The following is a 26,144-nucleotide window of genomic DNA, read 5'->3' as shown; positions in this document are numbered from 1 at the left end:
TTACGCTTCCTGTTGACGTAGATTAGCCGTTAGCCATGTCACTAAAGGGGCAAACGTTGCTTCATCTTTCGTTGATAGCGTAATCACTTCAATATTAGGATTCAGTTTCTTAAGCTGCGCTTTCGCTTCTTCAATGCTGAAATCAAAATACGGTAACAAATCACACTTGGTAATTAATACCACATCAGCACGACGGAACATCACTGGGTATTTTTCAATTTTATCGTCGCCTTCTGGAACAGAAACCAAAACAATATTTTTATGCGTACCCACATCGTAGCTTGCAGGACAAACCAAATTACCTACGTTCTCAACAAAGCAAATATCAAGATTTTTAAGATCAACATGGTGTAATGCACCGTGAACCATAAAGGCATCAAGGTGACAAGCAGAACCTGTTTGAATTTGGTATGCATCAATACCGTGTGCTTTTAAACGATCAGCATCACGCGAGGTTTCTAAATCACCTTCAATAACAGCATATTTTAAATCAGAATGTTGATGTAAGTGCTCAAGCAATGTGGTTTTACCGCTACCTGGGCTACTCATCAAATTAAATGCCGTCACATTCTGTGCTTCAAAATGGGCTCGATTGTGTGCCGCTTCCACATCATTCTTATCTAGAATTTTATGAATAACCGACAATGTTTTTTTATCATTTAATTGTGGATTTGCTTGTAGTTGGTGATGATGGTGATCACCTCTCGGTAATGAACAACCGCAATCTTGGCACATATGAACTCCAGTATAGGGGGGATTTTATCTATCGTTTTGATCAAAAATATAGATAAACGTTAGAAAAAATTAAACAGGACTCAGTTCAGGTTATTAAACACTCAAATTCTGAGAATTATGATAATCGATTATCTATTCTTTAAGAGGATAAAGCAATTTGTGTGATAATTTATTTACCGAATTATTAGATTGATATTATATCTCTATCTCCCTTTATAGCGAACTGATAAAATAATCAGGCTACGATTCAGTTTAGCTTCAGACTTAATGACAATAATCTGACATAAGCGTAAATCTGGACGCGTATGTTATATCATAAGCACTTCAAGATTAATCACGATGAGACTTGCTTTGATGCTCTCTCACGCCTTCTTGAATAATAATGTTATTCATCGAACAAAAGAGAAACCATAATGCAAACAAAAACATCTAGCTTAAAAACCAAGTTTCTTAAATTAGCTGTACCAGTAGCGTTAGCTTGTGCATTTGCAGCAGCGCCAACAGTAGCAATGGCTAAAGATGCTCCGAATGCCTCTATGATGGCATCTCAAAAGATTACCGCAGAGCAACAACACGTTGCGGGTGAAATTGGTAAAATTCAACAAGAACTTGCCGCTATTCGTGTGAAGACATTAAAAGCAAATCCTCAATTAATCACTGAGATGAAAGCTTACGAAACTGCATTTAACAATAAAGTTAAAGCATTAGGTTACCAGCCAGAAAAGTTAATTAAACGTGCTCAAGAAATCCAAATTGAAGCAACGAAAAAAGACATTTCAAATGACAAGCGTACCGCTCTGATTAAAGAATTTACGACTATTCGTACTACGCTTGAAAAACAACAGCGTTCAATCTTGAATGATCCTGCAATCAGCAAGCAAGACAAACAAGTACAAGATGACGTTATCAATGCAATGAAAAAAGTAGATTCAAAAACAACAGATCTACTAAAACAGCTTAATCAACTAGTAATGCAATTTAGAAAATAATTACGCTACACAACTGAATAATCTTTTATTCAAAAAAAAAGGATAATCCAATGATTATCCTTTTTTATGTCTCATTTTTTATATCTAATTAAGAGAAAATATAACTTACAACTTAACGGCTTGATTTTGGCTTAACAATTTCATGCCATTAATGATTTTTGCAAACCACACAGCTATTGCAACAATCGCAATCGCACCACCAACAAACGGTAATACGTTCAATATCTTCGCCAGAATATCACTGTGGACCCAATATTCAGCACCCGCGATCATACCTGTGGTTGTCGCAGCAGAAACACCTAACACTACAAAGAAGGTTAAAAACAAAAAGAAGCTACGAATAATAGTGTAATAATGGCTATAGGTGATCTCATCAGTGCCTTTATCAAGTTTATAACCCGCATAAATAATAGCGATAACCCCTGATAATAATAAAGTAAACGGGGTTAGAAAGCTGGCTATATAAGCAAACCAAATACCCTTTTTATGTTCTTCCGTCATTATACTGATCCGAATAAATAAGCAATGTATACGCTAATTATCACTGATATTTACTTGAGTTCAAGTTTCGCTCTAAATTACGATGATCGGGATCAACTTCTCGATTATTGCTGTCGCTAGAGTCTGCTATAACACCCTAAACGAACACATGCCTGCGATAAATTGACAGGCATGAATGGGTTTATTTTACGACTGCAAACAAATGCTATTTATAATTTATCTGTTGGCGTTTCAATTTCAGAACCATCTTTAATCCGACGATGGCCTTGCTCTAAATGAACAAAATCCACTAAATCATCCCCACTAACTTGAAAGGCTTTACCAAACCCTTTAACAAATAGCCCTTGCGTTGGCGTTAAGCGGAATAATACAAAATCTTCTAAGCCACTTAAACCATCAATAATCTCACCAAAGCGGTCGCGTAATGTTGCCACTGCCGATGTCCAACGATCACTATTACGCTCAACCACACTCACATCTGCTTCAAACGTTAATCGTTTACGGGCATACAGTGTTTTTGCTGTCGTTTCATCTTCAATCATCATTAAAGAGACTTGCGGATTTTCCAGTAAATTACGCGCATGTTTGGCAATTTGGCTAATTAACACATAATACCCATCATCAAGTAACGCAAACGGAGCATAACTGACATTGGGTTTACCATTGATATCAACGGTGGCGAGTTGCAGTGTTAAACATCCTTCACGAAATTCTTTAATCTCTGGCCCTAAGCGGCTTTGCAATCGTTGTTGTTTTACTTCATTCATAAATAATTCCCTTATTTTTTTAATACCGGCTGACTAATATTCTATTTTTATCTGTTGTTATTATATTTTTAACTAACGACTAGTTTTAACTAATGGCTTTAATTGGCTAATAGTTTGAGCTGTTGAAACTTTTCAATTTGATCTGAGAATAAGTTGCGCTGTTTATCTCTACCTAAATAGACTTTAAAGACACATTCGCCTTGCTCGGCAAAGAAGCCAATAAAATAGCTTTCTTGTCCCATAAATGGCTTACTGACTAATGCTATATGCTTAACGAGATCTAACCGTAAATGACCATGCAATTCGCCATCTTTACCCATTAAATTATAGTAGCCACGGGCCAATTTTCCTTTGGGAAACGGCGCTTTTACTTCAAAGATAGACCCCATTGAATGCACGATAGTGGTAACAGGCCCCCAGCTAGGTAATGCCTCAACAATGGTTTGTGCCACATTGCCAGCCAGTGGAAAAACTAACTCAGATGGCAGCGATAACGCCACTTCACCTTCTGTAACCTGTAATTGTTCAGCAATAGCGCTAGCATGAAGTTTTTCATCCTGTTGCAATATTTGAGCAACCCTCGTTTTTAATTCATCATGAGAATAGCGAGTAAACACAGTTATCATCCTTTTAATTACAATTAGCTAATATATTTAATTTTCACACGGTTAAGATTGAGCTGTTACCGTTACGGTGGTTAGTACTTGAATCAATGCTTGTGCCAGCGTTACCGCCCAAAATTGCCCTGCTAGTGTCAGATTTAAATAGCGATGCCGCCCTAGTTGTTCTATTTCAACAAAGCCATGTTGTTGCCACTGTTGAAATAATGGCATGCAATAACTGAACAATGACCAGCCTGCTTGCTTATCGAGTTGTTTTGCTACAATCACTCCGCGATCAAAGCCTGCTTTAATTACCGTATTAACCGCAGCATGGGGTGATGATTTAACCATCATCGCCAATGGGATCCGTTGGTTATTAACATCATCCATATAATGTTCAAGCTTACGATGTTGCATAAAACCATAACCGCCAACATTGCCACCAGCACCCGCCCCTAGTGGTAAGACTTCTGCGGTGGTTTTAGCAAGGCTGTTATAGCTACTTCGTTCACGATTATCGCGCGCCCAATGATTAACACTTAAACGACGTAGATGATGTTTAGCCATAAAATCTACCCCCATTTCAAACATTGAGGCTTTAGTCATGGTATCAGCCGGCTCAGGTAAACGACCTTGTTCGACCATTTTCCCCATTGGCGTATTACCCATTTCAATCAATTGATATAAATCAACACCATGGGCACCAGAATCAAGAAAATCGTTCAAATCCTGTTGCCAGACTTCAAGATTCTGATAAGGCAGCCCATAGAGTAAATCAATCACAATAGGCACTTGATCGGTTGCCGCTAACTCACTGACACGTTTTAACACCACGTCGCGATCATCTAAACGTTTTGCTTTACGACGAACTTGCGTATCAAAACTTTGCACACCAAAAGAAAAACGGTTAAACCCGCCTTCAAGTGCCGATTCAAACATTTCATCGCTGAAACGGTTAATTCGCCCTTCTAGGGTTAACTCACAATCAGAGGCTAACGGAAAGTGGTGGCGGATCATGGTGCCGAGTTGTTTAATTTGTGCCGCGGTTAAATCAGTCGGAGTACCACCACCAATATAGACCGCTTGAAAAGGTGCCGCCTGCGTCCATGGCTGGGCGGCTTTATATTTAAGCTCAACCATTAATGCCGCAAAATAATCATCAATCAGACGTTGGCTCGATGCATATTCAAAAAAACTGCAATAGGTACAACGTACACGACAAAATGGAATATGAACGTATAAACAACGCTTATTAAAAGGCGGGGTTGTCCGCTGTAAAATTTGCTGTACTAGCGGCTGTATTTGATTGGATTCAATAGGATTGTGACTACCACCACCAGCATGTGCCGATAATTTACGTCGAAAACCAAATCGCAACGGATCCGGCGTATTTTCTCCAAGAATATCACCACCAAAACTAGATATATCCAAACTAGCTGGCGTATTTATAGGCAATATAGATTGTTCAGCATTTATCATATTAATGGCTATGTCCACTAGCCCCTCTTCAGTAACTTGTGATGTGTAACTTCGATAAGGTTGGCGACAAATCGATTCACATCACATCATTTATGATTATTTGCTATCACTTTTTAAGCTGTTTATTTCAAGATTTCAGTACAGAAACGGTACATTGCCATTCCCATCAGTGATTCTTAATCTTATTTTCGGTCATAATATTTTGCATTGAATAATATTGCAAATGATAATTGATATTATTCGCATTTAGTGGATAATGGCTAAAAATAAAATGCTGATATTAATAATTATGTTACTAACAACATGAAAAATATAATAAAACTAACCATATACACAGGAGGTGGTATTTTGCGTCAATATTCAATCACTATCGATGACGTTCTTTTTAGTGTTATTTTTAGGTAAAAATAGTGAATACAAAACGTTACGTTGCCGCTGGGGCGGTATCATTGTTGGTTCATAGTATGTTTCTTGCTGCGATGCCAACCAAGGATCCAATCACACTGACGATAGGAACCGATACGCCACGTGTCAGTTTAACCTTCGTTGCTGTTCCACCTACTGTAGTGAAAACACCACCGCCAACGGTAATGCCAATATCAACCGAATCGATACCAACAAAATCTGCGCCAGTAAAGCCCCCTGTTGCATCAACCATGAAGCGCTTAACAAAGACCACAACAGCGGATAAAAAAGCCCCAACGCTTAAAAAAACGATAACACCGAAGAAAACAGTAACGCAAAAGAAGACGCCACCGATCAAAAAAATCGTCTCCCCAGTAAAGAAAAAGCAGCTTACGCACAAAAAACCACTAAAGCAGACATCAGCAACCGTAGCACCTACACCTGCACCAACGACAACGACAACGACAGATACAAAAACAACATTAAAGCAGATAAAAGCACAATTAAATCAAGCGAATAAAACAACGGCCGCCGCAGTCGATAACGCAGGAACACAAGCATTACAGTTGGTATCAAAACCGACCTTTGCTATGCGACCCAGCGCTGTCAATTACCCCAAATTAGCCAAACGTCGCGGCATTGAAGGTCAAGTACTGATTGAAGTCTGGATTGATATAGAAGGACAACAACTCAAGCAAAAACTGATCAAATCATCAGGCGCACAGATCTTAGATAACGCGGCAATCGCGGCGATCAAACAATGGCATTTTTCTTCTCATATTGTGAACGGTAAAGCGATTGCCCACCGAGTACAGATCCCTGTACGTTTTAAACTGGACTAAACCATGACTGTTATTGACAACCTCACCCAACAATTTGGCCTTATGACATGGCCGCTGCTTATTTGCTCGATATTAACGGTCATGATTTTAGTTGAACGGTTTATACAAGTATTACTCTGTACTGGTGTTGGAAAAACCAAAGTTACCGCCCTTTTGGATAAACAAAATCGCCATGATGATCGCGCACTTGATCAGTTAGCAGAACAACTTAAACACCAACGGCCATTATTATGTAAAGGCATCTCGATGCTGATTTCCCATCGTCATTTTACGAAACCATTACGTGAAGATGCCGCGGGTATTTGGCTACTTCAAAAACGTCAACAATTGCGTTCAGGGTTACGATTACTGAGTTTAATTGGTGTGATTAGTCCGCTATTAGGTTTACTTGGTACGGTGTTGGGCTTAATTGAAATGTTTAAAAGCATTGCCCTATCAACAGGCTCTGTGACTCCCAGTGATCTTGCTGATGGTCTAGGTTTAGCGATGCGCACTACCGCTGCTGGCTTAATTATTGCCCTGCCTGCCATTACAGGCTCACAATTATTAGGCTTATGGGCCGATAGCATCATGGCGACATTAGAGCACAGTCTAAATCGTTGTAATTTATGGTTAGAAGGCATGAACATTGATGTCGGTAATGGCCCAGTAAAGCCGTGTGATACTTGTGAAGAAAACCCAGCTTACAACGGTAAATCAGCATGATTAGTATCAATAATCATCAGCAAAACACAGATGAACTCAACCCTGATTTAACGCCTTTATTGGATATTATTTTTATTGTGATGGTGTTTTTATTACTTACCGCAACAGTGAAAATTAAAGCATTAGATGTAGAATTACCGCAAACCGCGACTCAAATATTACAAACAACCAAAGCCGATCCGATCACAATAAACCTCGTTGCCGCTGAACCTTATTGGGCATTAGACGGTCAATCGATCGACAACTGGGATAACTTTTCACAACAACTATTAGCCGCTGTAAAAGCACAGGCAAATAAACCCGTCGTTATTGGTGCTGATAAAAAAGCCTCAGTCGAACAGATGCTCAAATTATTAGCTTTTCTACAAAAAAACGACATTAAAGCCACGCAACTATTAATGGAAGATCAACAATAATGGACCGTCATACCTCTTTTATAACTGCACCTTTTTTACGATATATTTCTCAAAAAATACTGTTATCAACCACACTGTTTATCTCCGCATCAAGCTTATTTAGTCCCTTAGCCCATGCGCAAGCAGAACCAAATTCTGCAAGAGTGATTAGCGCGGGTGCTGCTATTACTGAAATCATTAATGCATTAGGGGCTGAGCAACAATTAATTGCCGTCGATGTAACCAGTAAAACACTGGTGGCAGATAACATGCCTAAAGTGGGTTATCACCGTCAACTGTCAGCAGAAAGCTTGATTGCTTTAGCCCCGACTCGCATTATTGGCTCCGATGAAATGGGTCCACCAAAGACATTAACATTGTTAAAGCAATCGGGAATTGAGGTCGATATTGTTAACGGTGGTGAAACGGTGCCTGATTTACTGCATCGAATCGATCAAGTGGCAGCCTTAACCCAACATTCACAACAAGCGCAGCAGCTTAAACAAACCATAACCACCACAGTAAAAACGATTAAACAAAACAATTCACACCAGACTCAGCCTAAAAAAGTATTGTTCTTAATGATTCATGATGGACGACCAATTAGTGTTGCCGGAAAAAATACCACCGCCGACAGTATTATTACTTTAGCGGGGGCAATAAACCCAGCAGCGGCGATGGTATCAAATTATAAGCCAGTTTCAACCGAGGCCATTTTACAAATGCAACCTGATATTATTTTACTCAGTAACCGTACGACAGCCTCCATCAAAGACATGGCACAACTTATCAAAAAAATGCCCGTCTTAGAGGCAACCCCTGCGGCAAAAAATAATGCAATTGCAGTGATTGACGGTACGGCATTAATTGGTGGCTTAGGCATCCATAGTATTAATGAAGCTCTGCGCCTTAATCATATTTTCTACCCACAATCGTAATCTGAGATAAAGCCATCATGAACGACAGCCGTATTTCACCCCATGTTATTTACACTATCAGTATTGGATCATTGCTCTTTGCATTATTAAGCTCAATTGCAATTGGACCGATGGATATCAGTTATAAAGATAGTTTTATAGCATTATTACCTGGAGACCATCAGCTTGCCGCTCATATTGATCTCGTGATCCATCAAATACGTCTACCACGAACATTATTGTGTATTGCTATCGGGGCAATACTGGCTATTTGCGGTGCTGTTCTACAGGGATTATTTCGTAACCCCCTCGCAGACCCAGGTATTATTGGTATTTCAGGAGGTGCTGGCCTAGGCGCAGCTTTTGCGATCATTTTATTTACCCCGTTAATGACGCAATATCCTTTATTAATGAATATTGGTGCTGTGCCCTTCTTCGCTTTTTTGGGTGGCGCTATTAGTACCTATTTGGTGTATCACCTTGGCACCGATAAAAATGGTACATCTGTCGTGGTAATGCTATTGGCGGGTGTGGCAATTGGAGCGATTTCGGGTGCAGGTCTTGGGTTACTTAACTATATTGCGAATGATCAAGCGCTACGTGATTTTTCTTTATGGTCAATGGGCTCGTTAGCAGGAGCGACGTGGCCGAATATTGGCCTCGCTTTTGTGAGCCTCGTCGTCATTTATTATTATTGTTATCGCCAAGCAAATGCGCTTAATGCGTTTTTATTGGGCGAAGCTGAAGCTCGTCATATGGGGGTAAATGTTCAACATCTAAAGCGTAGTTTAATTATTGTCTGTGCTGCGGGTGTAGGTATTACTGTTGCTATTACGGGTCCGATTGGCTTTATTGGTCTGGTGATCCCCCATTTAGGACGCATGATTTCAGGTCCTAATCATAAAACCCTCTTACCCATTTCAGCTATTTTAGGCGCATTGATTTTACTCGTTGCCGATATGATCGCCCGTAGTGCGTTTGCACCGCAAGAACTCCCCGTGGGTATTATTACCGCCATTTTAGGCGCTCCATTCTTCATTTATCTACTTAATAAACAAAAAGGCAGAATCGCATGACGGCAACCTCAGCACGCTCAACTGTAATTTCAGCACGTAATTTACAGTTAACACTGGCGGGTAAAGTCTTATTAGATAATTTTAGTATCGATATAAAAGCAGGAGAAATAACAGCACTACTCGGGCCTAACGGTGCAGGTAAAAGTACCCTTCTTAAAATACTGTGCGGTGAAATAGAGCCTGAAAGTGGTCAAGTTGCATTTTTTGATCGTGATATAAATAGTTGGCAACGATCTGAACTAGCGTGTCATTTAGGTATTTTGCCGCAACACAGTTCGCTCTCATTTGCCTTTACCTGTAAAGAAGTGGTTGAGCTTGGTACGATGCCGCTATGTTTATCACGTCAAGAAATTGACCGAATTACTACCCAAACCATGCAAGATACTGACGTCATTCATCTTGCTCAACGCTTATATCCAACGTTATCTGGTGGTGAAAAACAACGGATCCATTTCGCACGCGTTTTAACCCAATTAAGCCAAGCACATGATAAATGCATTCTAATGTTAGATGAACCGACATCAGCCTTGGATTTAGCTCACCAGCATAAAACATTACAAATGGCACAAATAATGGCGGCTAAAGGTGCGGCGGTTATTATTGTATTACATGATCTCAACTTAGCCGCACAATATGCTCAACGGATGGTTATTATTCAGCATGGTAAAATTCAAGCCGATGGTTCACCATGGCAAGCATTAACCCCCCTAATAATTCATAGCATCTATGGCTGGCACGTTTCTGTACATCCTCATCCTGTCCATGGTTATCCTTATCTACTATCATAATATTATGTTGATCGTACCTAGTAAATTTTAGTAACCTTACGATAAAATTACTGAAATTAACGTTTTTTTGTTGATAGCTATCAAATAATTTACTCCAAGACAATTGAAACGTTGCACTACGCGTAACACTCAGTAAAATGTGAACGCAAGCGATTACACTTGAAAAATATGCAATAATTATAAAAGCCGCAAACAAATGCGGTTTTTGGTGTTAATACCATTTAAGTATGTAATAAAACATTATCGGTGCCAAATTGAATAATTAACGAGAGAGTTTACGTAAATACATTGAATTATATTCATCTCAGTAATTATTCAATTTGGTACCACAGAATTAGCTAGAAACAACTCTAGCACTCATTATTAGAAGAATAAATATGGCGACCATTAAAGATGTTGCACGTATGGCTGGAGTTTCAACGACAACAGTTTCACACGTAATCAATAAAACGCGCTTTGTCGCAGAAGCCACACAAAAAAAAGTACTGGCTGCTGTTGAAGAGCTTAATTACGCACCAAGTGCTGTTGCGCGTAGTCTAAAATGTAATACCACTCGCACTATTGGTATGCTAGTAACTAAATCAACTAACCCTTTTTTTGCTGAAGTTGTACATGGTGTTGAAGAGTACTGCTACCGCGAAGGTTACACACTCATCTTATGTAATACTGAAGGTAATCTTTCTAAGCAATATGATTATTTACGTATGCTTGCAGAAAAGCGTGTCGATGGCTTATTAGTGATGTGTTCTGATCTTGATCAGAAACTATTGGATCTGCTTGAGCGCCAAAAAGACCTACCTATGGTTGTAATGGACTGGGGTCCAGAAAGCCCACATACTGATAAAATTCAGGATAACGCCGAGCAAGGTGGCTATCTTGCGACTAAATATTTTATTGACCATGGTCATAGTCGCATTGGTTGCTTATCTGGCCATAATGAGAAAACCACTTGTCGTGAACGTTTAAAAGGCTTCAACAAAGCGATGGCTGAAGCTAACTTAGCCGTTAACGAAGATTGGATCCTTGAAGGTGACTTTGAGTGTGATTCAGCGGTTATAGCGGCTGAAAAATATATTGCAATGACCGAGCGCCCAACGGCTATTTTCTGTTTTAATGACATCATGGCAATGGCACTTATTAGTACCTTTGAGCAAGCTGGGTTACGTGTTCCTGATGATATTTCAATTATTGGTTACGATAACATTGATCTTGCACCTTACTTCGCACCGCCATTAACGACAATCCACCAGCCAAAACGTCGTTTAGGTAAAACCGCCATTAAAATTCTAATGGACCGAATGAAGAACAAAGATCATGAGCGTCAAATTTTTGAAATGGCACCTGCAATCGTTGAACGCAAGTCTGTAAAAGATTTACGCTAATATAACAACCTATTTATCAAGCCAATATTTCTATTGGCTTTTTCATCCATTCGTAATCAATCCAATCCTTATCTCTACCGTCGCTATCCTTACCGTCAGAAAACATGAGCAATCTCACAGATTCATCAGCTGTCATTAATATTAAAACTTACCTTTTTAAAAGATCGAATATAATGAACCTTGTAAACACATATAATAGTAAGCAAAAGACTTACAAAATATAAATAATACTTCACTATTGATAGTATTATTTATAGAGTAATGCATGGATGATTTAGAGTAGGCAATTTATCTCGTAAATAACTTTAATAATAAAGTAAATTTACAACTACTTTAATGTTAGGTGACACTCATTTATTCACCGAGTAGAAGTATGGACAAACCAATATTAAAAAATTCATTACAGCTATTAGATCATTTAGGCAACGTTAGATCTCGCTCCATGTTTGGTGGCTTTGGTATTTTCGCAGGTGAGACAATGTTCGCACTGGTCGTTAATAATAAACTCCATCTACGAGCAAATGCAAAAACAAAAGAGGAATTTAAACAAGCGGGTTTAAAACCCTATATCTATGAAAAACGAGGTTTTCCCGTCAGAACAAAACATTACGCTATTCTTGATGAATGGTGGGAAGAACCTGAAAAAATAATAGAGCAAGCAAAATATTCTCTTGAAGCAGCACAAGCTGATAAAAAAGCAAAAGAATGTTGCACTCCGGATAGAATAAAAGATTTACCTAACCTACGGCTTTCAAATGAGAGGATGCTTAAAAAAGTCGGAATTCAAACGATTGATCAACTCTATGATATTGGTGCACTCAACGCCTATAAGGCATTACAAAAAAGACAAGAGGCATCATTAAGTTTAGAGTTACTATGGGCATTGGAAGGCGCTATACATGGCCAACATTGGTCAGTAATACCAGAAAGCAGACGCAATGAACTGCTAGCTAAACTATAATAAATATCCGTCAACTGGCTAAGTGACGCTTAAGAATAAAGAGGCCCAGTGCCTCTTTAATTTATCCAACAAATACACGTATCTACCCCTACACAATCCTTACATTACCCATTCCAAATCAATAAACATGATAAACGCACGCTAAAATGTACATTTATTGAACAAGTAAATTAAACACATAAAAAGAATAAGAAAATAAAATATTTATTCATTAATTTCTACAAACCCCGTCACAACCATAAAATAAAACCTTTTATTAACTATTTTTTATTATTAATCATAAAAAATAACATACGCACGTCACATTTTGCTCTTAATGTAACGATTATGACTTTCGTTATTATTATTTGTTATTTATTATTTCCAATAATGTTTTGAATAAAAAAAAATTTTGTCATTAAATGAAATACAATATTAGTTACCTCGGTCTTGCTACTTAAGAGTCGATGTGATTCTCATTTAATAAGGACATACCTTGCGTATATTAACCAAAAAAACATTTTCATTGTGGGTCAAACCGGTACTGTGGTTGCAAAAACGCCATTTCGGCAAAATACTCAATCCAGCTAAATTATGGGGACGAAAACCTGTACTTTTTTGGTTAGTGGCTTTGTTCTTTGGTTATCTTGATCGTAAAAAATCCCCCATTGATGCCGTTATGCGATCGTTAGTCTGCGTCCGCGTATCACAACTTAATAACTGCGCTTTTTGTGTTGATGCTAATGGAATGAAATTAGCCGAACGCTGTCATTCATTAGAAAAAATTAAAGCACTAGCCCATTGGCAAACTTCTGAACATTTTTCAGAACAAGAACAAGCGATATTGACGTATACAGAAGCAATGACCCTTAGTGACCAACAAGTCAGTGATGAAATGCTAGCAACACTCGCAACGTGGTATAGCAGTGATGATATTATTGAAATAACTGCATTAGTCAGTTTTCAAAATTTATCGGCTAAATTTAATACTGCGCTTGATGTACCAGCTCAAGGGTTTTGCTCATTACCGATTCAACCCCAATCAACATCAAATTCACCGCAGAATATAACGGCTCAAGCCTCTTCTACTGCAGATAATAAAGAATAATTAAGGAGCAATAATGAAACGGAATAAAATATTATTACTTACTGTTATCTTGGCAATTATTGGCACTTGGTTCTATTTCGATCTTGGTCAATTTCTTACACTTGACGCTGCGAAGCAAGAGCAATTAACGCTACAGCATCATATCCTTGAAAATCCAATTACGGCTTATATCAGCTTTTTTAGTTTATATATTTTAGTCACTGCCCTCTCAATTCCTGGCGCGTCGATATTAACCTTATTAGGTGCTGCATTATTTGGTTTTTGGGCAAGCCTGATTATGGTGTCATTTGCCAGCACAATTGGTGCAACGCTAGCATTTCTTTCTAGTCGTTTTATATTACGTGACTGGGTACAAACAAAATTTGGTAATCGCTTAACCACACTCAATAATGGGATTGAGAAAGAAGGAGGCTTTTATCTACTGAGCTTACGTTTAATTCCGGTTTTTCCTTTTTTCCTTATTAATCTTTTAATGGGCTTAACCATAATTAAAACCCGTACTTTTTTCTGGGTCAGCCAATTAGGCATGCTTGCAGGTACTGCGGTTTATATTAATGCAGGTACTCAACTTGGGAAAATAGACTCACTCAGTGGTATAGTTTCAGTTCCCGTTTTATTTTCTTTAGTTCTACTCGGCCTCTTCCCATTACTTACAAAATGGATAATGAAAACAATGACAATGAAAAAACAATACAAACAATGGCAAAAACCCGCTCGCTTTGATCAAAATCTAGTTGTCATTGGGGCTGGTTCAGGTGGTTTAGTTAGTGCGTATATTGCCGCAGCAGTAAAAGCAGAAGTCACTCTTATTGAACGTCATAAAATGGGTGGCGATTGTTTAAATACCGGCTGTGTACCTTCAAAAGCACTTATTCGCGCAGCACATACTGCCGCAGATATTAAAAATGCATCAACCCTTGGTATCGATGCTCAAATTAATCACATCGATTTTGCTCAAGTGATGGGACGTATCCATAATGTTATCGCAAAAATTGAACCCCATGACTCCATCGAACGTTACAGTCAATTAGGTGTCAACTGTGTTACAGGTGATGCAACTATCCTATCTCCATGGGAAGTTGAAGTGAATGGCACACGCATTACAACCCGTAATATTGTGATTGCAACTGGTGCGCGTCCATTAGTGCCTGCAATCCCTGGCTTAGATACGGTTAATTACTTAACGTCTGATACTGTATGGCAATTAACCGCCCTACCAAAACGATTACTTATTCTTGGTGGTGGTCCTATTGGCTGTGAATTAGCCCAAAGTTTCTGTCGATTAGGTGCTGAAGTCACGATTGTTGAACGATCACCCCAACTACTAAATCGTGAAGATCTCGATGCCGCTCAATTGGTTGAGCAATCTCTTACTCACGATGGTGTAAATATTTTACTGCAACATAATGCGGTCCAATTTGAATCTACTCTTGATGACAATGGTCAGCGTATCCAACGTGTTGTTGTTGAACATGACAACCAACAAGTTAGCATAGAATTTGATGCCGTAATGGTCGCGTTAGGACGAGTTGCGAATGTACAAGGCTTTGGTTTAGAAGAACTCGGCATTACCACAACAGAGCGTGGCACTGTCGCTGTTAACCAATACCTACAAACTCAATATCCTAATATTTATGCTGTTGGTGATGTTGCCGGTCCTTATCAACTAACCCACGTTGCCGCTCACCAAGCATGGTATGCCGCAGTCAATAGCTTATTTGGGGCAGTTAAAAAATTCAAAGTCGATTATTCCGTGATTCCTGCCGTGACTTACACCGCACCTGAATTAGCACGTGTTGGTATTAATGAAAAAGAAGCTCAAGCACAAGGTATCGACTATGAAGTCACCCGTTATGGATTGGATGATTTAGATCGTGCGATTGCCGATGGTTATGATGAAGGTTTTATTAAAATATTAACCCCTAAAGGTAGCGATAAAATTCTTGGTGCAACCATTGTAGGTCATCATGCTGGTGATTTATTAGCAGAATTTACTTTAGCGATGCGTCATAATTTAGGTCTAAACAAAATCTTAGACACTATTCACCCTTATCCAACCATGAGCGAAGGCGCAAAATACACCGCCGGCGTATGGAAAAAAGCCCATGCTCCTCAAAAACTGCTAGCTTGGGTAAAAAAATATCATCAGTGGATGCGTAGCTAATAATGACGCCAATAAGGACATCAATTGTGATAACAGCATTGTCTACTTTAAAAAAACTAACGTTAACCGCTGCATTGGTCATCAGTAGTGTAGCGGCACACGCAAGCGAACAGCATAAAAACGTTAATATTATGCCAACGTGGCAACAAACCCTCACCCAAGCTAAAGGTGAAACCGTCTATTTTAATGCTTGGGGGGGCAGCCAAGAAATTAATGATTATCTGCTATGGGCAAATACTCAGTTACAACATCGTTATGGTGTTACATTAAAACAAGTAAAAGTAACCGACATTGCTGAAACCACGCAGCGTTTACTGGCTGAAAAAACCGCAGGTAAAAACGACCATGGTAGCGTTGATATGGTCTGGATCAATGGCGAAAACTTTCGTTCAATGAAGCAGAATGGGTTGTTATTCGGCCCATTTACACATCAACTTCCTAACTGGAAATATGTTGATAAGTCATTACCTATTAATAATGATTTTTCAGAGCCAACCCAAGGGCTAGAAGCCCCGTGGGGTGTTGGTCAACTGGTCTTTATTTACGATCCAGAAACATTAAAAAACCCACCTAAAAGCTTTAAGGCATTATTAACGTTAGCTCAACAACATCCAGGGAAAATTAGCTACCCTAAACCACCCGAGTTTCATGGAACTGGTTTTTTAAAAGCCGCATTATTAGAGCTAACTACTGATAAAAAAGCGTTGTATCAACCCTTGCAGTTACCGAAAGATCAAGCGCTGTTTGATCGTGTAACGGCACCATTGTGGCACTATCTGGATCAACTCCATAAGGTTGCATGGCATCAAGGTAAGCAATTCCCAGCAGGTACCGCAGAAACGGTGCAATTACTTGATGATCAGCAATTACTATTAGCCATTACGTTCAACCCGAACGCTGCTGCGGCTGCCATTGCCAATGGTAATTTAACTGATAAAGCAAAAACTTATGCCTTTAGTGCTGGCGCATTAACAAATATCCACTTTCTTGCGATTCCGTGGAACGCAAATGCCAAAGCGGGTGCATTAGTGGCAATTAATTTCTTATTAAGCCCTGAAGCACAAGCACGTAAAGCGGATACTACTGTGTGGGGTGATCCAACAATCTTAAGCCCACAGGCTTTTAAACAACTGCCAGCAACGTATAACAAACCAAGCTTTACACCATATCCTTCTATTTCCGAGCCAAATCCCACCTGGCTAGCGGCAATTGAACATCAATGGCAACTAAGATATGGCAACTAAAATACAGTAACTAACCCACTGTTATAGTTATTATAAATTAAGCTAACTTGCATTATGATAGCAAGTTAGCTTTCCTTATTAATGTTTATTTGAGCCTTATGTTAGCCATTATATTTATTGTCACATTATTGCTATTTGCAAGTCCATTAATCATTGGCTTTCTTGGCATGCTTGCCCCTGCTTTTGCATGGCTACCCGCATTAAACATGCATCAACCATCACTATTAGGTTGGCAGCAACTCTTTGCTTGGCCTGATCTTAGTGATTCAATTGCTTTAACACTACTATCAGGGTTAGGCAGTACGCTGCTTGCTTTATGGTGGTGCTATTTAATACTTCGTCGCTATTGGCTCAGCCCTAAGTGGCATAAAATTGAACGCTTGTTAGCACCGTTACTCGCTTTCCCTCATATTGCATTCGTACTTGGTTTTGGTTTGATGTTTTCATCAACGGGTTGGTTAGCACGTATTTGGCACCATTTAGGACTCACAGATACACTGTTCCCTGATCTCATTCATGACCATTTTGGTTTAGGATTATTGTTCGCATTAGCTATTAAAGAAACGCCTTTCTTATTATTAATGAGTATTAGTATTCTTAAACAGCTTGATATAAAACGTCTTTATCAAGTCTCAATCAGCCTTGGCTATAATCATAAACAAACATGGTATATGGTTATTTTACCACTATGGTTGCCGAAGTTACGTTTGGCAATTTTTGCCGTAGCCGGTTATGGTTTAGCGGTTGTTGATGTTGCTTTGATTATTGGTCCTACACATCCCAGCACATTATCAATGTTAATTTGGCAATGGTTTACAGATGGCGACTTAACGCAATTACCACGCGCGGCAGCAGGCGCATTTCTATTATTTGGAATTGTAATTATCACCTTTGGATTATTACGTTTAGCCGAATGGTGGCGACTGTCATACGCTACATCATGGCAATATCGTGGGGCGATTCAACAACGCGTACATCGTATACCATCCCCTATTGCTGCTTTTTTTAGCCATAGTTTATTATTACTACCATTAATTATGCTGCCTATTTTAGCTGTATGGTCGTTTGCATTACGGTGGCGCTTTCCTGATTTATTGCCAAGCCGCTATAGTGGTCGCTTTTGGCAACAACAACTTGAGCCATTACAGCAACTCATCAGTAACAGTGTTGCCTTAGCCCTAATCAGCAGTATTTGTGCATTGATTATGGTGATAATTTGTCTTGAATACCGTCAAAAATATCAACACGGTATTCCAACAATGCTAATTGCCGTACCGATGATAGCGCCGCAGTTATCATTATTATTTGGTATGCAAACAGCCGTTTCTTTTGTGGCTGGACAACATTTTTGGTTATGGGTAAATTGGAGTCATTGGTTGTATGTTTTCCCGTATATTTATCTTACCTTAGATGGTCCATGGCGTAGTTATGATCAACGGTTAGATCAGACAGCACGGAGTCTAGGATTAAATGACTGGCAAACATGGTGGCGGGTTAAATTTCCACAGCTTAAACCCGCATTATGGTTAGCCTTTGCAGTGGGGTGCAGCGTAAGTTTGTCACAATACCTACCAACACAAATGCTAGGTGCGGGTCGCGTATCAACCTTAACCACAGAAGCGGTAACGCTTGCTAGTGGTCAAGATCGCCGTATTAGTGCCATTTATGGCTTATTACAGGGATTATTACCTTTAGTCTTTTTTACTATCGCGATGGTCTTTGCACAACGCAAAACATCTCAAGCTCACACCACAAGGTAATATTATGACCCTTTCTGTTTCACAGTTAACCTTACGTCATCGCAATAATGATTTGATTGTAGGACCATTAACGTTTGAGGTTAAAGCGGGTAAAATAATGACGCTTATGGGTCCGAGTGGCTGTGGTAAATCAACCATTCTTAGTGCTATTGCTGGTCATTTAACCCCTGATTTCACAACGACAGGTGAGATACAGCTCAATGATCAATCTATAACCTCATTAGCCCCTAACATGCGTCATGTTGGGATTGTTTTTCAAGATGATTTACTGTTCCCTCATCTTAATATCTGGCAAAATCTTGTATTTGGATTGCCTCAAAATATAAAAGGAAGCCAACGTAAACAGCAAGCATTAGCCACCTTAGATGAGTTAGGGTTACTGCATTTACAACACCAACAAGCCAATGAAATATCAGGGGGACAACGTGCAAGAATCAGCATGATGCGACTCTTATTATCACAACCACAAGCAATATTACTTGATGAACCCTTTAGTAAATTGGATAAAACATTACGATCTTCATTTCGTCAGTTTGTATTTGATCAAATTAAACAACGTAATATCCCCGCGTTAATGGTTACTCATGACGATGATGATATTCCAACTAATGGCGATGTCTTACATTGGCCTTGGCAATAAAAATAATAAAACAGGAAGTACCATGCTCGACCGTTACAGTATTACTCTTATTCGTCAGCCACTAGCGAAACTAGCGGCATTACCTGATAATTATGGTATCAGTGCTAATCAAATCACCCTTTTCGGCTTTGTGCTTGGTCTATTTGCACTCCCTGCGTTAGCCTTTGAACATTATAGCTTAGCCTTATTCTTTATTATTATTAATCGATTATTTGATGGACTAGATGGCGCAGTCGCACGCCGACAAGGTATTACCGATTGTGGTGGATTCCTTGATATTACCTTAGACTTTCTATTTTATTCTTTAATTCCGTTTGGCTTTGTATTGGCAGATCCACAACAAAATGCCATTGCGGGTGCATTCTTGATTTTTTCTTTTATTGGAACGGGTTCAAGCTTTCTAGCATTTGCAATCATGGCGGGTAAACGTAATATTGAAAGCCCAGTGTATAAACAAAAATCTTTGTATTACATTGGAGGTCTTACTGAAGGCACTGAAACTATTGCTTGTTTTGTACTATTTTGCCTTTTACCACAATATTTTGACGTTATTGCGTGGATTTTTGGTTCCTTATGTTGGATCACCACTGCGACTCGCATCTGGGCTGGTTATCACACCCTAAAAAATTAAATTAATGCGGCTGGATGTAAATATCACATCTACATCCAGCAACCTCTTTTCACAAAATAAACTGCGAATCAACGTACCCATTGACGATGTAGCTGTTCGCTATCACCTAGATAGTCTAACAACCAACTTACTGCCGGGTTCATGGTTTCAGTATTCCATGCTAAACAACAAGGGCTCACTGACGGTTTAATCGCTAACTCTTTTTCAATTAGCTCTCCCGTTTCAATTAAGGGAATGGCCATATGACTTGGCACGACACTCACGCCTAACCCTGCTTTTAAACACTGCATGGCACTGTACCAATTCGGGACTAATATTCGACGTTGGTTATCCATTAACCACGTAATACGTTTAGGTAACGTGCGAGAGGTATCTTCTAAGCAAACAGCGGGATATTGCGCTAACTCATGCGGCTCTAATGGATGATCACAAGTCGCTAACGGATGCTGAGGATCAATCACAAATTTCCATGTCAATGTGCCCATATCTCGATAATCAAAACTGCCACCAACGGGTACAGCCGCTGTTGCACCGATAGCAATATCAGCTCGTCCATCAGCGAGCGCATCCCATACACCATTAAATACTTCCATCGTCAAATGTAATTCCACATCAGGAAAGTGTTCATAAAAATCTTTTACCAGCATATTTACTCGGCTTTGGCGTACCACAGTATCTAATGCAACCGACACATTTTGCGACCAACCATTCGCTACTCGCTGAGTTTGATATTTCATTAATTGCATTTGTTTGATTATTTTGCGGGATTCTTCAACAAAATACTCCCCTGCTGGCGTTAGTTTAACCTGTCGATGTAATCGAACAAATAATTCGACAGCTAAACGCTCTTCTATCAATCTAACGGTATAACTAATAGCACTAGGTACTTTATGCAGCTCTTCCGCTGCTCCTGAAAAGCTGCCACGACGGGCGACGACGTCAATAACTTGGAGATCATTATAGGAAAACATATCACATCAAATTTTTTGAAAGCATGGTTGAAATTTTAGCGTTTCACAGCGATTAAAACCAGTATTACACTAGTATCAATTGTAATATTGACTAAAAGTATAAAATGAAAAATCAACCTTCTAAAATTACCCTATTCTGGTTTGCATGTTTAAGTATGCTGGGATTCCTAGCTACCGATATGTATTTACCCTCATTTGAGACACTTCGTGCCGACTTTGCAACAACCCAATCTCTTATCGGCCTTTCTCTTAGTGTGTTCTTACTTGGTATGGCGTTAGGACAAATTGTTTATGGTCCACTCTCTGATCGAGTAGGACGCATTAAAGTGCTTGTTGGCGGCATGGTGCTATTCAGCCTTGCTTCTATTGCATGTTCATTTGCACCAAATATTGAAGTCTTCCTTGCTGCTCGTTTTGTACAGGCATTAGGCGCATGTAGTGCTACAGTTATCTGGCAAGCGGTTGTGGTTGACCGTTATGACGGTAAAGTTTCTGAGCGTGTATTCGCAACAATCATGCCTTTAGTCGCACTGTCTCCTGCTTTAGCACCGTTATTAGGTGCAATGCTTGAGCATCAATTAGGCTGGCGTAGCATTTTCATCGCATTAGTCGGTTTTGGTGCGGTGTTAGCTATTATGACGCTAAAAGAGCCTGAGAGCGCTAACCTTAGCCAACAACAAGAAAAGTTAACGGTAAAACTGCGTAAGGATTACAGCCAAATTCTAAGCTCAAAGAAATTCTTAGGTAACATGCTAATTTTTGCTGCATGTTCAGCGGCTTTCTTTGCTTACTTAACAGGTTCACCATTTGTTATGTCAGCAATGGGTTATTCAGGTACTGATATTGGTTTAAGCTATGCACCACAAACTGTCGCCTTTATTGTTGGTGGTTACGGCTGCCGCACATTACTGAGTCATTTCGAGAGCAAAAAGTTATTACCCTGGATTTTGGCATTGTTCTTTGCCAGCGTATTAATCATGTTTATTATCTCACTATCAATGACAGTAACCACTATCTGGCCAATTCTTATTCCGTTCTGCTTCCTTGCAGTGGCTAATGGTGCTGTTTACCCATTGGTGATTAGTGCAGCACTCTCTGATTTCAGAAACTGTAGTGCAACCGCAGCAGGTCTACTAAACTTTATGCAAACAATGGTCTGTTTTGCTGCAAGTGGCTTAGTATCAGCCTTTGCTGGGTATGGTTTATTAACGGTAACCATTGCTATGTTTATCACTGGCTTTATTGCAATTATCGGTTTCATTTTGGTTACTCAGGCTCGCCACCAGCAACCTGTAATGGCAACCGCTTAACTTTACCTGTTCGTTATAAAAAGTAGCCGTTATGGCTGCTTTTTTTTACCCATATTATCTTGATCTTCACCACCTAACGTCCCCTCCCTTTTTTACAATCTTTGTAATTGATTCTATTTCCTCATTCACTATTACTGCATTAAGTGTGTTTTTCCTCTTTCCAACGTCTATTTATATTCAATAGAATCACGGCAATAAAAGCATAATAATATCACCGACCAACCATTAATCTGCTTACATAGCGAGTCATGTAGCAATGACTAAATAATCATTTCATAAAAATAACAAATGTATAATTTCAGCTCTCTTTATGCATTCAGTTCACAATAACATCTCAATGTTTAATGATTGTTAAAAATAAAAGCTCAAACCAAGCAATTTAACCTGTTAAATCATTATAAATTAAACAAATACGCAACATTTTATTTTTTTATACATTTTACTTGCATAAGATATCGTGATGAGTAGTATATAAATTAAGTGACGATTAATGCAGTATTAGAGCATGAGTATTCAAGTAAGTAATATCAATAAATTTTACGGTCAAAACCAAGTACTGCATGATGTCAGCTTTACTTGTAACAATGGCGACACCCTTGTTTTATTAGGTCCAAGTGGCGCAGGAAAAAGCTCACTTCTACGGGTATTAAACCTGTTAGAGAACGCAACCGATGGCGAATTAACGATAGCCAATAATCTATTTAATTTTTCAAAACCTATTTCAGAACAGAAAGGCTTAGCGTTAAGAAAAAAAGTAGGAATGGTATTTCAACAATATAATCTTTGGCCACACAAAACAGTGATTGAAAATTTAACTGAAGCACCAACAAAAGTATTAGGCATAGATAAAGCCATTGCTAAACAACAAGCATTAGATATTCTGACGCAATTGCATCTTGCCGATAAAGCAGACGCATGGCCATTACAACTATCAGGTGGTCAACAACAACGGGTTGCGATTGCTCGTGCATTAATGATGAAACCAGATGTGCTGTTGTTTGATGAACCAACCGCAGCACTTGATCCAGAGATCACCAGTCAAATCGTTAAGATCATCAAAGATCTTAGTGATACAGGAATAACCCAAGTTGTCGTTACCCATGAGGTTGATTTTGCAAAAAAAATTGCAAGTCATATTTTATACATGGAAAACGGTCGAGTCGTTGAACATGGTAGCCATGGTGCTTTTACTGCCCCACAAACAACCCAATTTGCACAATACCTTAATCATTAATAGGTATCTTTTTAAAATCACGTAGATAGATAACTACGTAACACACCCGCATGGAGTATAGCGATGAAAAAAATGTTATTAGCGGCAATAATTGGCTTAGCATCTGGTCATGTCATGGCACAAGATCTTAAATTTGCTACAGAAGCGACTTACGCGCCATTTGAATACATGGATGCTAACAATCAAATTCAAGGCTTTGATATTGATATAGCTAAAGCTTTGTGTTCAGAGATGAAAGCAAACTGCACGTTCCATAACCAAGCATTTGATAGCCTTATTCCGGCACTTAAATTCAAACGTTATGATGCTGCAATTTCAGCAATGGACATCACCGCGGCACGTCAACAACAAGTCACTTTTAGTAATACCTATTATGACAATGCCGCCGCGTTTGTATCATTGAAAGATCACGTTACCAATCAAGCAGCCCTTAACGGTAAGCGTGTTGGCGTACAAAATGGCTCAACGCACCAGAGTTATATTACAGATCAAATGCCGGCAGTAACTGCGGTGCCTTATACCAGTTATCAAGATGCATTTATCGATATGCAAAATGGCCGTATTGATTCTATATTTGGTGATACTGCAGTTGTCGCTGAATGGTTTAAGAAAGGTAACGGCGACAAACTCTCTTATGTCGGTAAGCCTGTCACTAATGCTAAATATTTTGGTAATGGTTTTGGTATTGCTGTAAATAAAAATAACTCGGCATTAGTAGAACAATTAAATAAAGCGCTGGCGGCCATTAAAGCAAATGGTCAGTACCAAGCAATCTTCGAACAGTATTTTGGTAAGTAAGTTATGATATTAACGGGATATTCACAATCCCTGCTAGAAGCTAGCTGGATGACAATCCAGCTTGCTTTTGTCAGTTTAGCGGTAGGGTTAGTTTTAGCGATGTTATTTGCAGGCGGCGAAATGTCACGTTATCGTGCTATCGCGTGGCCAACAACATTTATCGTGACTATCCTCCGTGGTCTGCCTGAACTATTAGTAGTGCTTTTCATTTTTTTTGGTTCGGGCGAAATTATTTTTTACATCACTGGCGAATTTATTGAAATTAGCCCTTTTTTATCAGGTGTTATTGCGCTGTCACTTATTTTTGCTTCTTATGCCGCTCAAACTATACGGGGAGCATTAAAAGCCGTAGCCAAAGGACAGCAAGAAGCAGCAACCGCACTAGGCATCAGTAAACAACGTACTTTTTTCAGTATTATTTTACCGCAAGCAGTACGTCATGCATTACCCGGTTTAACGAATCAATGGTTAGTACTATTAAAAGACACCGCATTGGTTTCATTAATTGGTGTAACTGATTTATTAAAGCAAGCTCAATTAGCATCCGCGGCAACACATGAAAGTTTTACTTGGTATGCCACCGCTGCTGCCGTGTATTTAATTATTACATTGATTACTCAACGTATTATTAAAATAATCGAAAGGAAATTCAGCGAGCAAGATGGCTCTAGCGTCCAAAAACATAAAAGCCAAGGAGCAACCGCATGAATGAACAAAATTTTTGGTTAATGGTGCAAGGTCTTATTACCAGTCTTGAATTAACCGCTGCGTCTTTATTCGTAGGCTGTAGTTTAGCGTTATTCATGACGACAAGTTTAATATTACGTACACCTATTATTCATTGGATCAGTCGTGGTGTTATTACTCTGTTTACGGGAACGCCATTATTAGTACAAATATTTTTAGTCTATTATGGTCCAGGACAATTTGAGATTATTCGTCAGAGTTTTTTATGGGATTGGTTAAGCCAACCATGGTTTTGTGCCATGCTTGCATTAGCGCTAAATACCGCCGCTTATAGTACCCAGTTATTTAAAGGTGCATTTGATGCAATACCTAAAGGTCAATGGCATGCTTGCCGTGCATTAGGCATGAATACCAAAGCAACATTGGGTGTATTACTTCCCTTTGCGATTCGTCGTGCGGTTCCTGCTTATTCAAATGAAGTGATTTTAGTCTTTAAAGGCACATCACTAGCAAGCACAATTACTATTATGGATATTATGGGTTACGCACAACGTATTAATGCACAAACTTATGACACTTTAACCGTGTTTGCTGTTGCAGGGGCGTTCTACCTTACGATCAATGGAATACTCACATTACTGTTTCGAGTATTTGAGAAAAAAGCACTGGCCTTTGAAGCGGTACGTTAATTTTTATTATCACTCTAATTAACAATTTAACGCATTAAAAAGTCGACACTATGTCGGCTTTTTAATAACTAAAAATAATACACTTCATCATGATTTAATGACTTAGTTTAGCGTTAATTTTTAAAACTAATTGTGATTTGGTATTTTTAACAACGTCAATTTTATTCTCTTTAATATGGGAAAATTGCGTTAACAATTGCGTTAACTCATCTTTCATCAATTGCAGATGACGTGACGTTCTATGACGAGTAATTTCACTCACAAGCCTTTCCTTTGCTTGCAATGCTGTTGTTGCTTTCACGGTCTTCTTTGAACGAAAGAAGAAATTCATAGTCAATATCCTTATTTTTTATAAACCCATATAAAATATTAGATTATGGTTACA

Annotated in this window: 27 protein-coding genes; 20 read left to right on the top strand and 7 right to left on the bottom strand. The window is 39.0% G+C overall.

The window, feature by feature from the left end:
• A complete protein-coding gene (hypB, locus tag GLP24_RS04130) occupies window positions 1-735 on the bottom strand; it encodes a hydrogenase nickel incorporation protein HypB (protein ID WP_221944328.1) in 735 nt (244 codons plus the stop codon).
• Window positions 736-1,148: 413 nt separating this feature from the next.
• On the opposite strand from hypB, the gene GLP24_RS04125 reads away from it, so the two are divergent.
• Window positions 1,149-1,724: a hypothetical protein gene (locus tag GLP24_RS04125; protein WP_101768983.1), complete on the top strand. Its 576-nt coding sequence runs from the start codon at window positions 1,149-1,151 to the stop codon at window positions 1,722-1,724.
• 105 nt (window positions 1,725-1,829) lie between these two features.
• Here the strand turns inward: GLP24_RS04125 and GLP24_RS04120 are convergent, their stop codons facing one another.
• The 4 genes from GLP24_RS04120 to hutW form a co-directional block, all read right to left on the bottom strand.
• Window positions 1,830-2,225, bottom strand: coding sequence for a hypothetical protein (locus GLP24_RS04120; RefSeq protein WP_101768982.1), 396 nt, complete (start codon window positions 2,223-2,225; stop codon window positions 1,830-1,832).
• 209 nt (window positions 2,226-2,434) lie between these two features.
• Window positions 2,435-2,992, bottom strand: a complete 558-nt coding sequence (hutZ, locus tag GLP24_RS04115; protein ID WP_221944332.1) for a heme utilization protein HutZ — start codon at window positions 2,990-2,992, stop codon at window positions 2,435-2,437.
• 98 nt (window positions 2,993-3,090) lie between these two features.
• Window positions 3,091-3,618, bottom strand: coding sequence for a heme utilization cystosolic carrier protein HutX (gene hutX, locus GLP24_RS04110; protein WP_407951490.1), 528 nt, complete (start codon window positions 3,616-3,618; stop codon window positions 3,091-3,093).
• 42 nt (window positions 3,619-3,660) lie between these two features.
• Window positions 3,661-5,073, bottom strand: a complete 1,413-nt coding sequence (gene hutW / locus GLP24_RS04105) for a heme anaerobic degradation radical SAM methyltransferase ChuW/HutW (protein ID WP_269154962.1) — start codon at window positions 5,071-5,073, stop codon at window positions 3,661-3,663.
• A 410-nt stretch (window positions 5,074-5,483) separates the two neighbouring features.
• On the opposite strand from hutW, the gene GLP24_RS19920 reads away from it, so the two are divergent.
• The 14 genes from GLP24_RS19920 (at window position 5,484) to GLP24_RS04035 (ending at window position 20,070) form a co-directional block, all read left to right on the top strand.
• Window positions 5,484-6,320: an energy transducer TonB gene (locus GLP24_RS19920; RefSeq protein ID WP_232615561.1), complete on the top strand. Its 837-nt coding sequence runs from the start codon at window positions 5,484-5,486 to the stop codon at window positions 6,318-6,320.
• A 3-nt stretch (window positions 6,321-6,323) separates the two neighbouring features.
• Window positions 6,324-7,025, top strand: a complete 702-nt coding sequence (locus GLP24_RS04095) for a MotA/TolQ/ExbB proton channel family protein (RefSeq protein WP_232598767.1) — start codon at window positions 6,324-6,326, stop codon at window positions 7,023-7,025.
• Window positions 7,022-7,441 carry an ExbD/TolR family protein gene (locus GLP24_RS04090; RefSeq protein WP_232598768.1) on the top strand — a complete coding sequence of 140 codons (420 nt, stop codon included), beginning with the start codon at window positions 7,022-7,024 and terminating at the stop codon, window positions 7,439-7,441. The genes GLP24_RS04095 and GLP24_RS04090 overlap by 4 nt, the downstream gene beginning before the upstream one ends.
• Window positions 7,441-8,358 carry a heme/hemin ABC transporter substrate-binding protein gene (locus tag GLP24_RS04085; RefSeq protein WP_232615560.1) on the top strand — a complete coding sequence of 306 codons (918 nt, stop codon included), beginning with the start codon at window positions 7,441-7,443 and terminating at the stop codon, window positions 8,356-8,358. The genes GLP24_RS04090 and GLP24_RS04085 overlap by 1 nt, the downstream gene beginning before the upstream one ends.
• A gap of 17 nt (window positions 8,359-8,375) precedes the next feature.
• A complete protein-coding gene (locus GLP24_RS04080; RefSeq protein ID WP_101768976.1) occupies window positions 8,376-9,413 on the top strand; it encodes a FecCD family ABC transporter permease in 1,038 nt (345 codons plus the stop codon).
• Window positions 9,410-10,201, top strand: a complete 792-nt coding sequence (locus GLP24_RS04075) for a heme ABC transporter ATP-binding protein (RefSeq protein WP_232615559.1) — start codon at window positions 9,410-9,412, stop codon at window positions 10,199-10,201. Before GLP24_RS04080 ends, GLP24_RS04075 begins: the two co-directional genes overlap by 4 nt.
• Window positions 10,202-10,578: 377 nt before the next feature.
• The gene (purR, locus tag GLP24_RS04070; protein WP_101768974.1) at window positions 10,579-11,583 is read left to right on the top strand and encodes an HTH-type transcriptional repressor PurR; all 1,005 of its coding nucleotides are present in this window, start codon (window positions 10,579-10,581) and stop codon (window positions 11,581-11,583) included.
• 373 nt (window positions 11,584-11,956) lie between these two features.
• A complete protein-coding gene (locus GLP24_RS04065; RefSeq protein WP_221944345.1) occupies window positions 11,957-12,544 on the top strand; it encodes a TfoX/Sxy family DNA transformation protein in 588 nt (195 codons plus the stop codon).
• Between the two features lie 475 nt (window positions 12,545-13,019).
• On the top strand, window positions 13,020-13,631 hold the full coding sequence (locus tag GLP24_RS04060) for a carboxymuconolactone decarboxylase family protein (RefSeq protein ID WP_232615558.1): 612 nt from the start codon (window positions 13,020-13,022) through the stop codon (window positions 13,629-13,631).
• A gap of 13 nt (window positions 13,632-13,644) precedes the next feature.
• Complete coding sequence (locus tag GLP24_RS04055) at window positions 13,645-15,795, top strand: FAD-dependent oxidoreductase (protein ID WP_232577555.1); 2,151 nt, start codon at window positions 13,645-13,647, stop codon at window positions 15,793-15,795.
• Between the two features lie 131 nt (window positions 15,796-15,926).
• The gene (locus GLP24_RS04050) at window positions 15,927-17,039 is read left to right on the top strand and encodes an ABC transporter substrate-binding protein (RefSeq protein ID WP_373322846.1); all 1,113 of its coding nucleotides are present in this window, start codon (window positions 15,927-15,929) and stop codon (window positions 17,037-17,039) included.
• A gap of 98 nt (window positions 17,040-17,137) precedes the next feature.
• Window positions 17,138-18,799, top strand: coding sequence for an ABC transporter permease (locus GLP24_RS04045; protein ID WP_232615557.1), 1,662 nt, complete (start codon window positions 17,138-17,140; stop codon window positions 18,797-18,799).
• Between the two features lie 4 nt (window positions 18,800-18,803).
• Window positions 18,804-19,439 (top strand): ATP-binding cassette domain-containing protein, encoded by a 636-nt coding sequence (locus tag GLP24_RS04040; RefSeq protein WP_101768968.1) that lies wholly within the window; start codon window positions 18,804-18,806, stop codon window positions 19,437-19,439.
• Window positions 19,440-19,461: 22 nt separating this feature from the next.
• On the top strand, window positions 19,462-20,070 hold the full coding sequence (locus tag GLP24_RS04035) for a CDP-alcohol phosphatidyltransferase family protein (RefSeq protein ID WP_152652943.1): 609 nt from the start codon (window positions 19,462-19,464) through the stop codon (window positions 20,068-20,070).
• A 68-nt stretch (window positions 20,071-20,138) separates the two neighbouring features.
• Here GLP24_RS04035 and punR read toward each other — a convergent pair whose 3' ends face one another.
• The gene (punR, locus tag GLP24_RS04030) at window positions 20,139-21,041 is read right to left on the bottom strand and encodes a DNA-binding transcriptional activator PunR (RefSeq protein ID WP_101768967.1); all 903 of its coding nucleotides are present in this window, start codon (window positions 21,039-21,041) and stop codon (window positions 20,139-20,141) included.
• A 104-nt stretch (window positions 21,042-21,145) separates the two neighbouring features.
• Between punR and punC the strand changes: the two genes are divergently transcribed.
• The 5 genes from punC to artM all read left to right on the top strand — a co-directional run bounded on the left by punC (window position 21,146) and on the right by artM (window position 25,759).
• Window positions 21,146-22,351, top strand: a complete 1,206-nt coding sequence (gene punC, locus GLP24_RS04025; RefSeq protein WP_152652572.1) for a purine nucleoside transporter PunC — start codon at window positions 21,146-21,148, stop codon at window positions 22,349-22,351.
• Window positions 22,352-22,856: 505 nt separating this feature from the next.
• Window positions 22,857-23,585, top strand: coding sequence for an arginine ABC transporter ATP-binding protein ArtP (artP, locus tag GLP24_RS04020; protein WP_101768965.1), 729 nt, complete (start codon window positions 22,857-22,859; stop codon window positions 23,583-23,585).
• Between the two features lie 63 nt (window positions 23,586-23,648).
• On the top strand, window positions 23,649-24,383 hold the full coding sequence (locus GLP24_RS04015; RefSeq protein ID WP_101768964.1) for a lysine/arginine/ornithine ABC transporter substrate-binding protein: 735 nt from the start codon (window positions 23,649-23,651) through the stop codon (window positions 24,381-24,383).
• Between the two features lie 3 nt (window positions 24,384-24,386).
• Entirely contained in the window at window positions 24,387-25,091 is a 705-nt protein-coding gene (gene artQ, locus GLP24_RS04010) for an arginine ABC transporter permease ArtQ (protein WP_101768963.1), read from the top strand.
• Complete coding sequence (artM, locus tag GLP24_RS04005) at window positions 25,088-25,759, top strand: arginine ABC transporter permease ArtM (RefSeq protein ID WP_101768962.1); 672 nt, start codon at window positions 25,088-25,090, stop codon at window positions 25,757-25,759. Before artQ ends, artM begins: the two co-directional genes overlap by 4 nt.
• Before the next feature lie 94 nt (window positions 25,760-25,853).
• Here the strand turns inward: artM and GLP24_RS04000 are convergent, their stop codons facing one another.
• Window positions 25,854-26,090: a hypothetical protein gene (locus GLP24_RS04000; protein WP_101768961.1), complete on the bottom strand. Its 237-nt coding sequence runs from the start codon at window positions 26,088-26,090 to the stop codon at window positions 25,854-25,856.
• Window positions 26,091-26,144 lie beyond the last annotated feature (54 nt).

Source organism: Photobacterium carnosum (assembly GCF_021236965.1).
In the GTDB taxonomy this organism is placed as follows: Bacteria; Pseudomonadota; Gammaproteobacteria; order Enterobacterales; family Vibrionaceae; genus Photobacterium; species Photobacterium carnosum.
The sequence above is the reverse complement of the archived record's forward strand: the minus strand, read 5'-3'. Positions and strand labels throughout refer to the sequence as shown.

What these genes read in the sequence shown, in the direction of transcription:
- hypB (WP_221944328.1), bottom strand. Translation starts at nt 735, where the DNA reads ATGTGCCAAGATTGCGGTTGTTCATTACCGAGAGGTGATCACCATCAT.
- GLP24_RS04125 (WP_101768983.1), top strand. Translation starts at nt 1,149, where the DNA reads ATGCAAACAAAAACATCTAGCTTAAAAACCAAGTTTCTTAAATTAGCT.
- GLP24_RS04120 (WP_101768982.1), bottom strand. Translation starts at nt 2,225, where the DNA reads ATGACGGAAGAACATAAAAAGGGTATTTGGTTTGCTTATATAGCCAGC.
- hutZ (WP_221944332.1), bottom strand. Translation starts at nt 2,992, where the DNA reads ATGAATGAAGTAAAACAACAACGATTGCAAAGCCGCTTAGGGCCAGAG.
- hutX (WP_407951490.1), bottom strand. Translation starts at nt 3,618, where the DNA reads ATGATAACTGTGTTTACTCGCTATTCTCATGATGAATTAAAAACGAGG.
- hutW (WP_269154962.1), bottom strand. Translation starts at nt 5,073, where the DNA reads ATGATAAATGCTGAACAATCTATATTGCCTATAAATACGCCAGCTAGT.
- GLP24_RS04095 (WP_232598767.1), top strand. Translation starts at nt 6,324, where the DNA reads ATGACTGTTATTGACAACCTCACCCAACAATTTGGCCTTATGACATGG.
- GLP24_RS04090 (WP_232598768.1), top strand. Translation starts at nt 7,022, where the DNA reads ATGATTAGTATCAATAATCATCAGCAAAACACAGATGAACTCAACCCT.
- GLP24_RS04085 (WP_232615560.1), top strand. Translation starts at nt 7,441, where the DNA reads ATGGACCGTCATACCTCTTTTATAACTGCACCTTTTTTACGATATATT.
- GLP24_RS04080 (WP_101768976.1), top strand. Translation starts at nt 8,376, where the DNA reads ATGAACGACAGCCGTATTTCACCCCATGTTATTTACACTATCAGTATT.
- GLP24_RS04075 (WP_232615559.1), top strand. Translation starts at nt 9,410, where the DNA reads ATGACGGCAACCTCAGCACGCTCAACTGTAATTTCAGCACGTAATTTA.
- purR (WP_101768974.1), top strand. Translation starts at nt 10,579, where the DNA reads ATGGCGACCATTAAAGATGTTGCACGTATGGCTGGAGTTTCAACGACA.
- GLP24_RS04065 (WP_221944345.1), top strand. Translation starts at nt 11,957, where the DNA reads ATGGACAAACCAATATTAAAAAATTCATTACAGCTATTAGATCATTTA.
- GLP24_RS04055 (WP_232577555.1), top strand. Translation starts at nt 13,645, where the DNA reads ATGAAACGGAATAAAATATTATTACTTACTGTTATCTTGGCAATTATT.
- GLP24_RS04050 (WP_373322846.1), top strand. Translation starts at nt 15,927, where the DNA reads ATGCCAACGTGGCAACAAACCCTCACCCAAGCTAAAGGTGAAACCGTC.
- GLP24_RS04045 (WP_232615557.1), top strand. Translation starts at nt 17,138, where the DNA reads ATGTTAGCCATTATATTTATTGTCACATTATTGCTATTTGCAAGTCCA.
- GLP24_RS04040 (WP_101768968.1), top strand. Translation starts at nt 18,804, where the DNA reads ATGACCCTTTCTGTTTCACAGTTAACCTTACGTCATCGCAATAATGAT.
- GLP24_RS04035 (WP_152652943.1), top strand. Translation starts at nt 19,462, where the DNA reads ATGCTCGACCGTTACAGTATTACTCTTATTCGTCAGCCACTAGCGAAA.
- punR (WP_101768967.1), bottom strand. Translation starts at nt 21,041, where the DNA reads ATGTTTTCCTATAATGATCTCCAAGTTATTGACGTCGTCGCCCGTCGT.
- punC (WP_152652572.1), top strand. Translation starts at nt 21,146, where the DNA reads ATGAAAAATCAACCTTCTAAAATTACCCTATTCTGGTTTGCATGTTTA.
- artP (WP_101768965.1), top strand. Translation starts at nt 22,857, where the DNA reads ATGAGTATTCAAGTAAGTAATATCAATAAATTTTACGGTCAAAACCAA.
- GLP24_RS04015 (WP_101768964.1), top strand. Translation starts at nt 23,649, where the DNA reads ATGAAAAAAATGTTATTAGCGGCAATAATTGGCTTAGCATCTGGTCAT.
- artQ (WP_101768963.1), top strand. Translation starts at nt 24,387, where the DNA reads ATGATATTAACGGGATATTCACAATCCCTGCTAGAAGCTAGCTGGATG.
- artM (WP_101768962.1), top strand. Translation starts at nt 25,088, where the DNA reads ATGAATGAACAAAATTTTTGGTTAATGGTGCAAGGTCTTATTACCAGT.
- GLP24_RS04000 (WP_101768961.1), bottom strand. Translation starts at nt 26,090, where the DNA reads ATGAATTTCTTCTTTCGTTCAAAGAAGACCGTGAAAGCAACAACAGCA.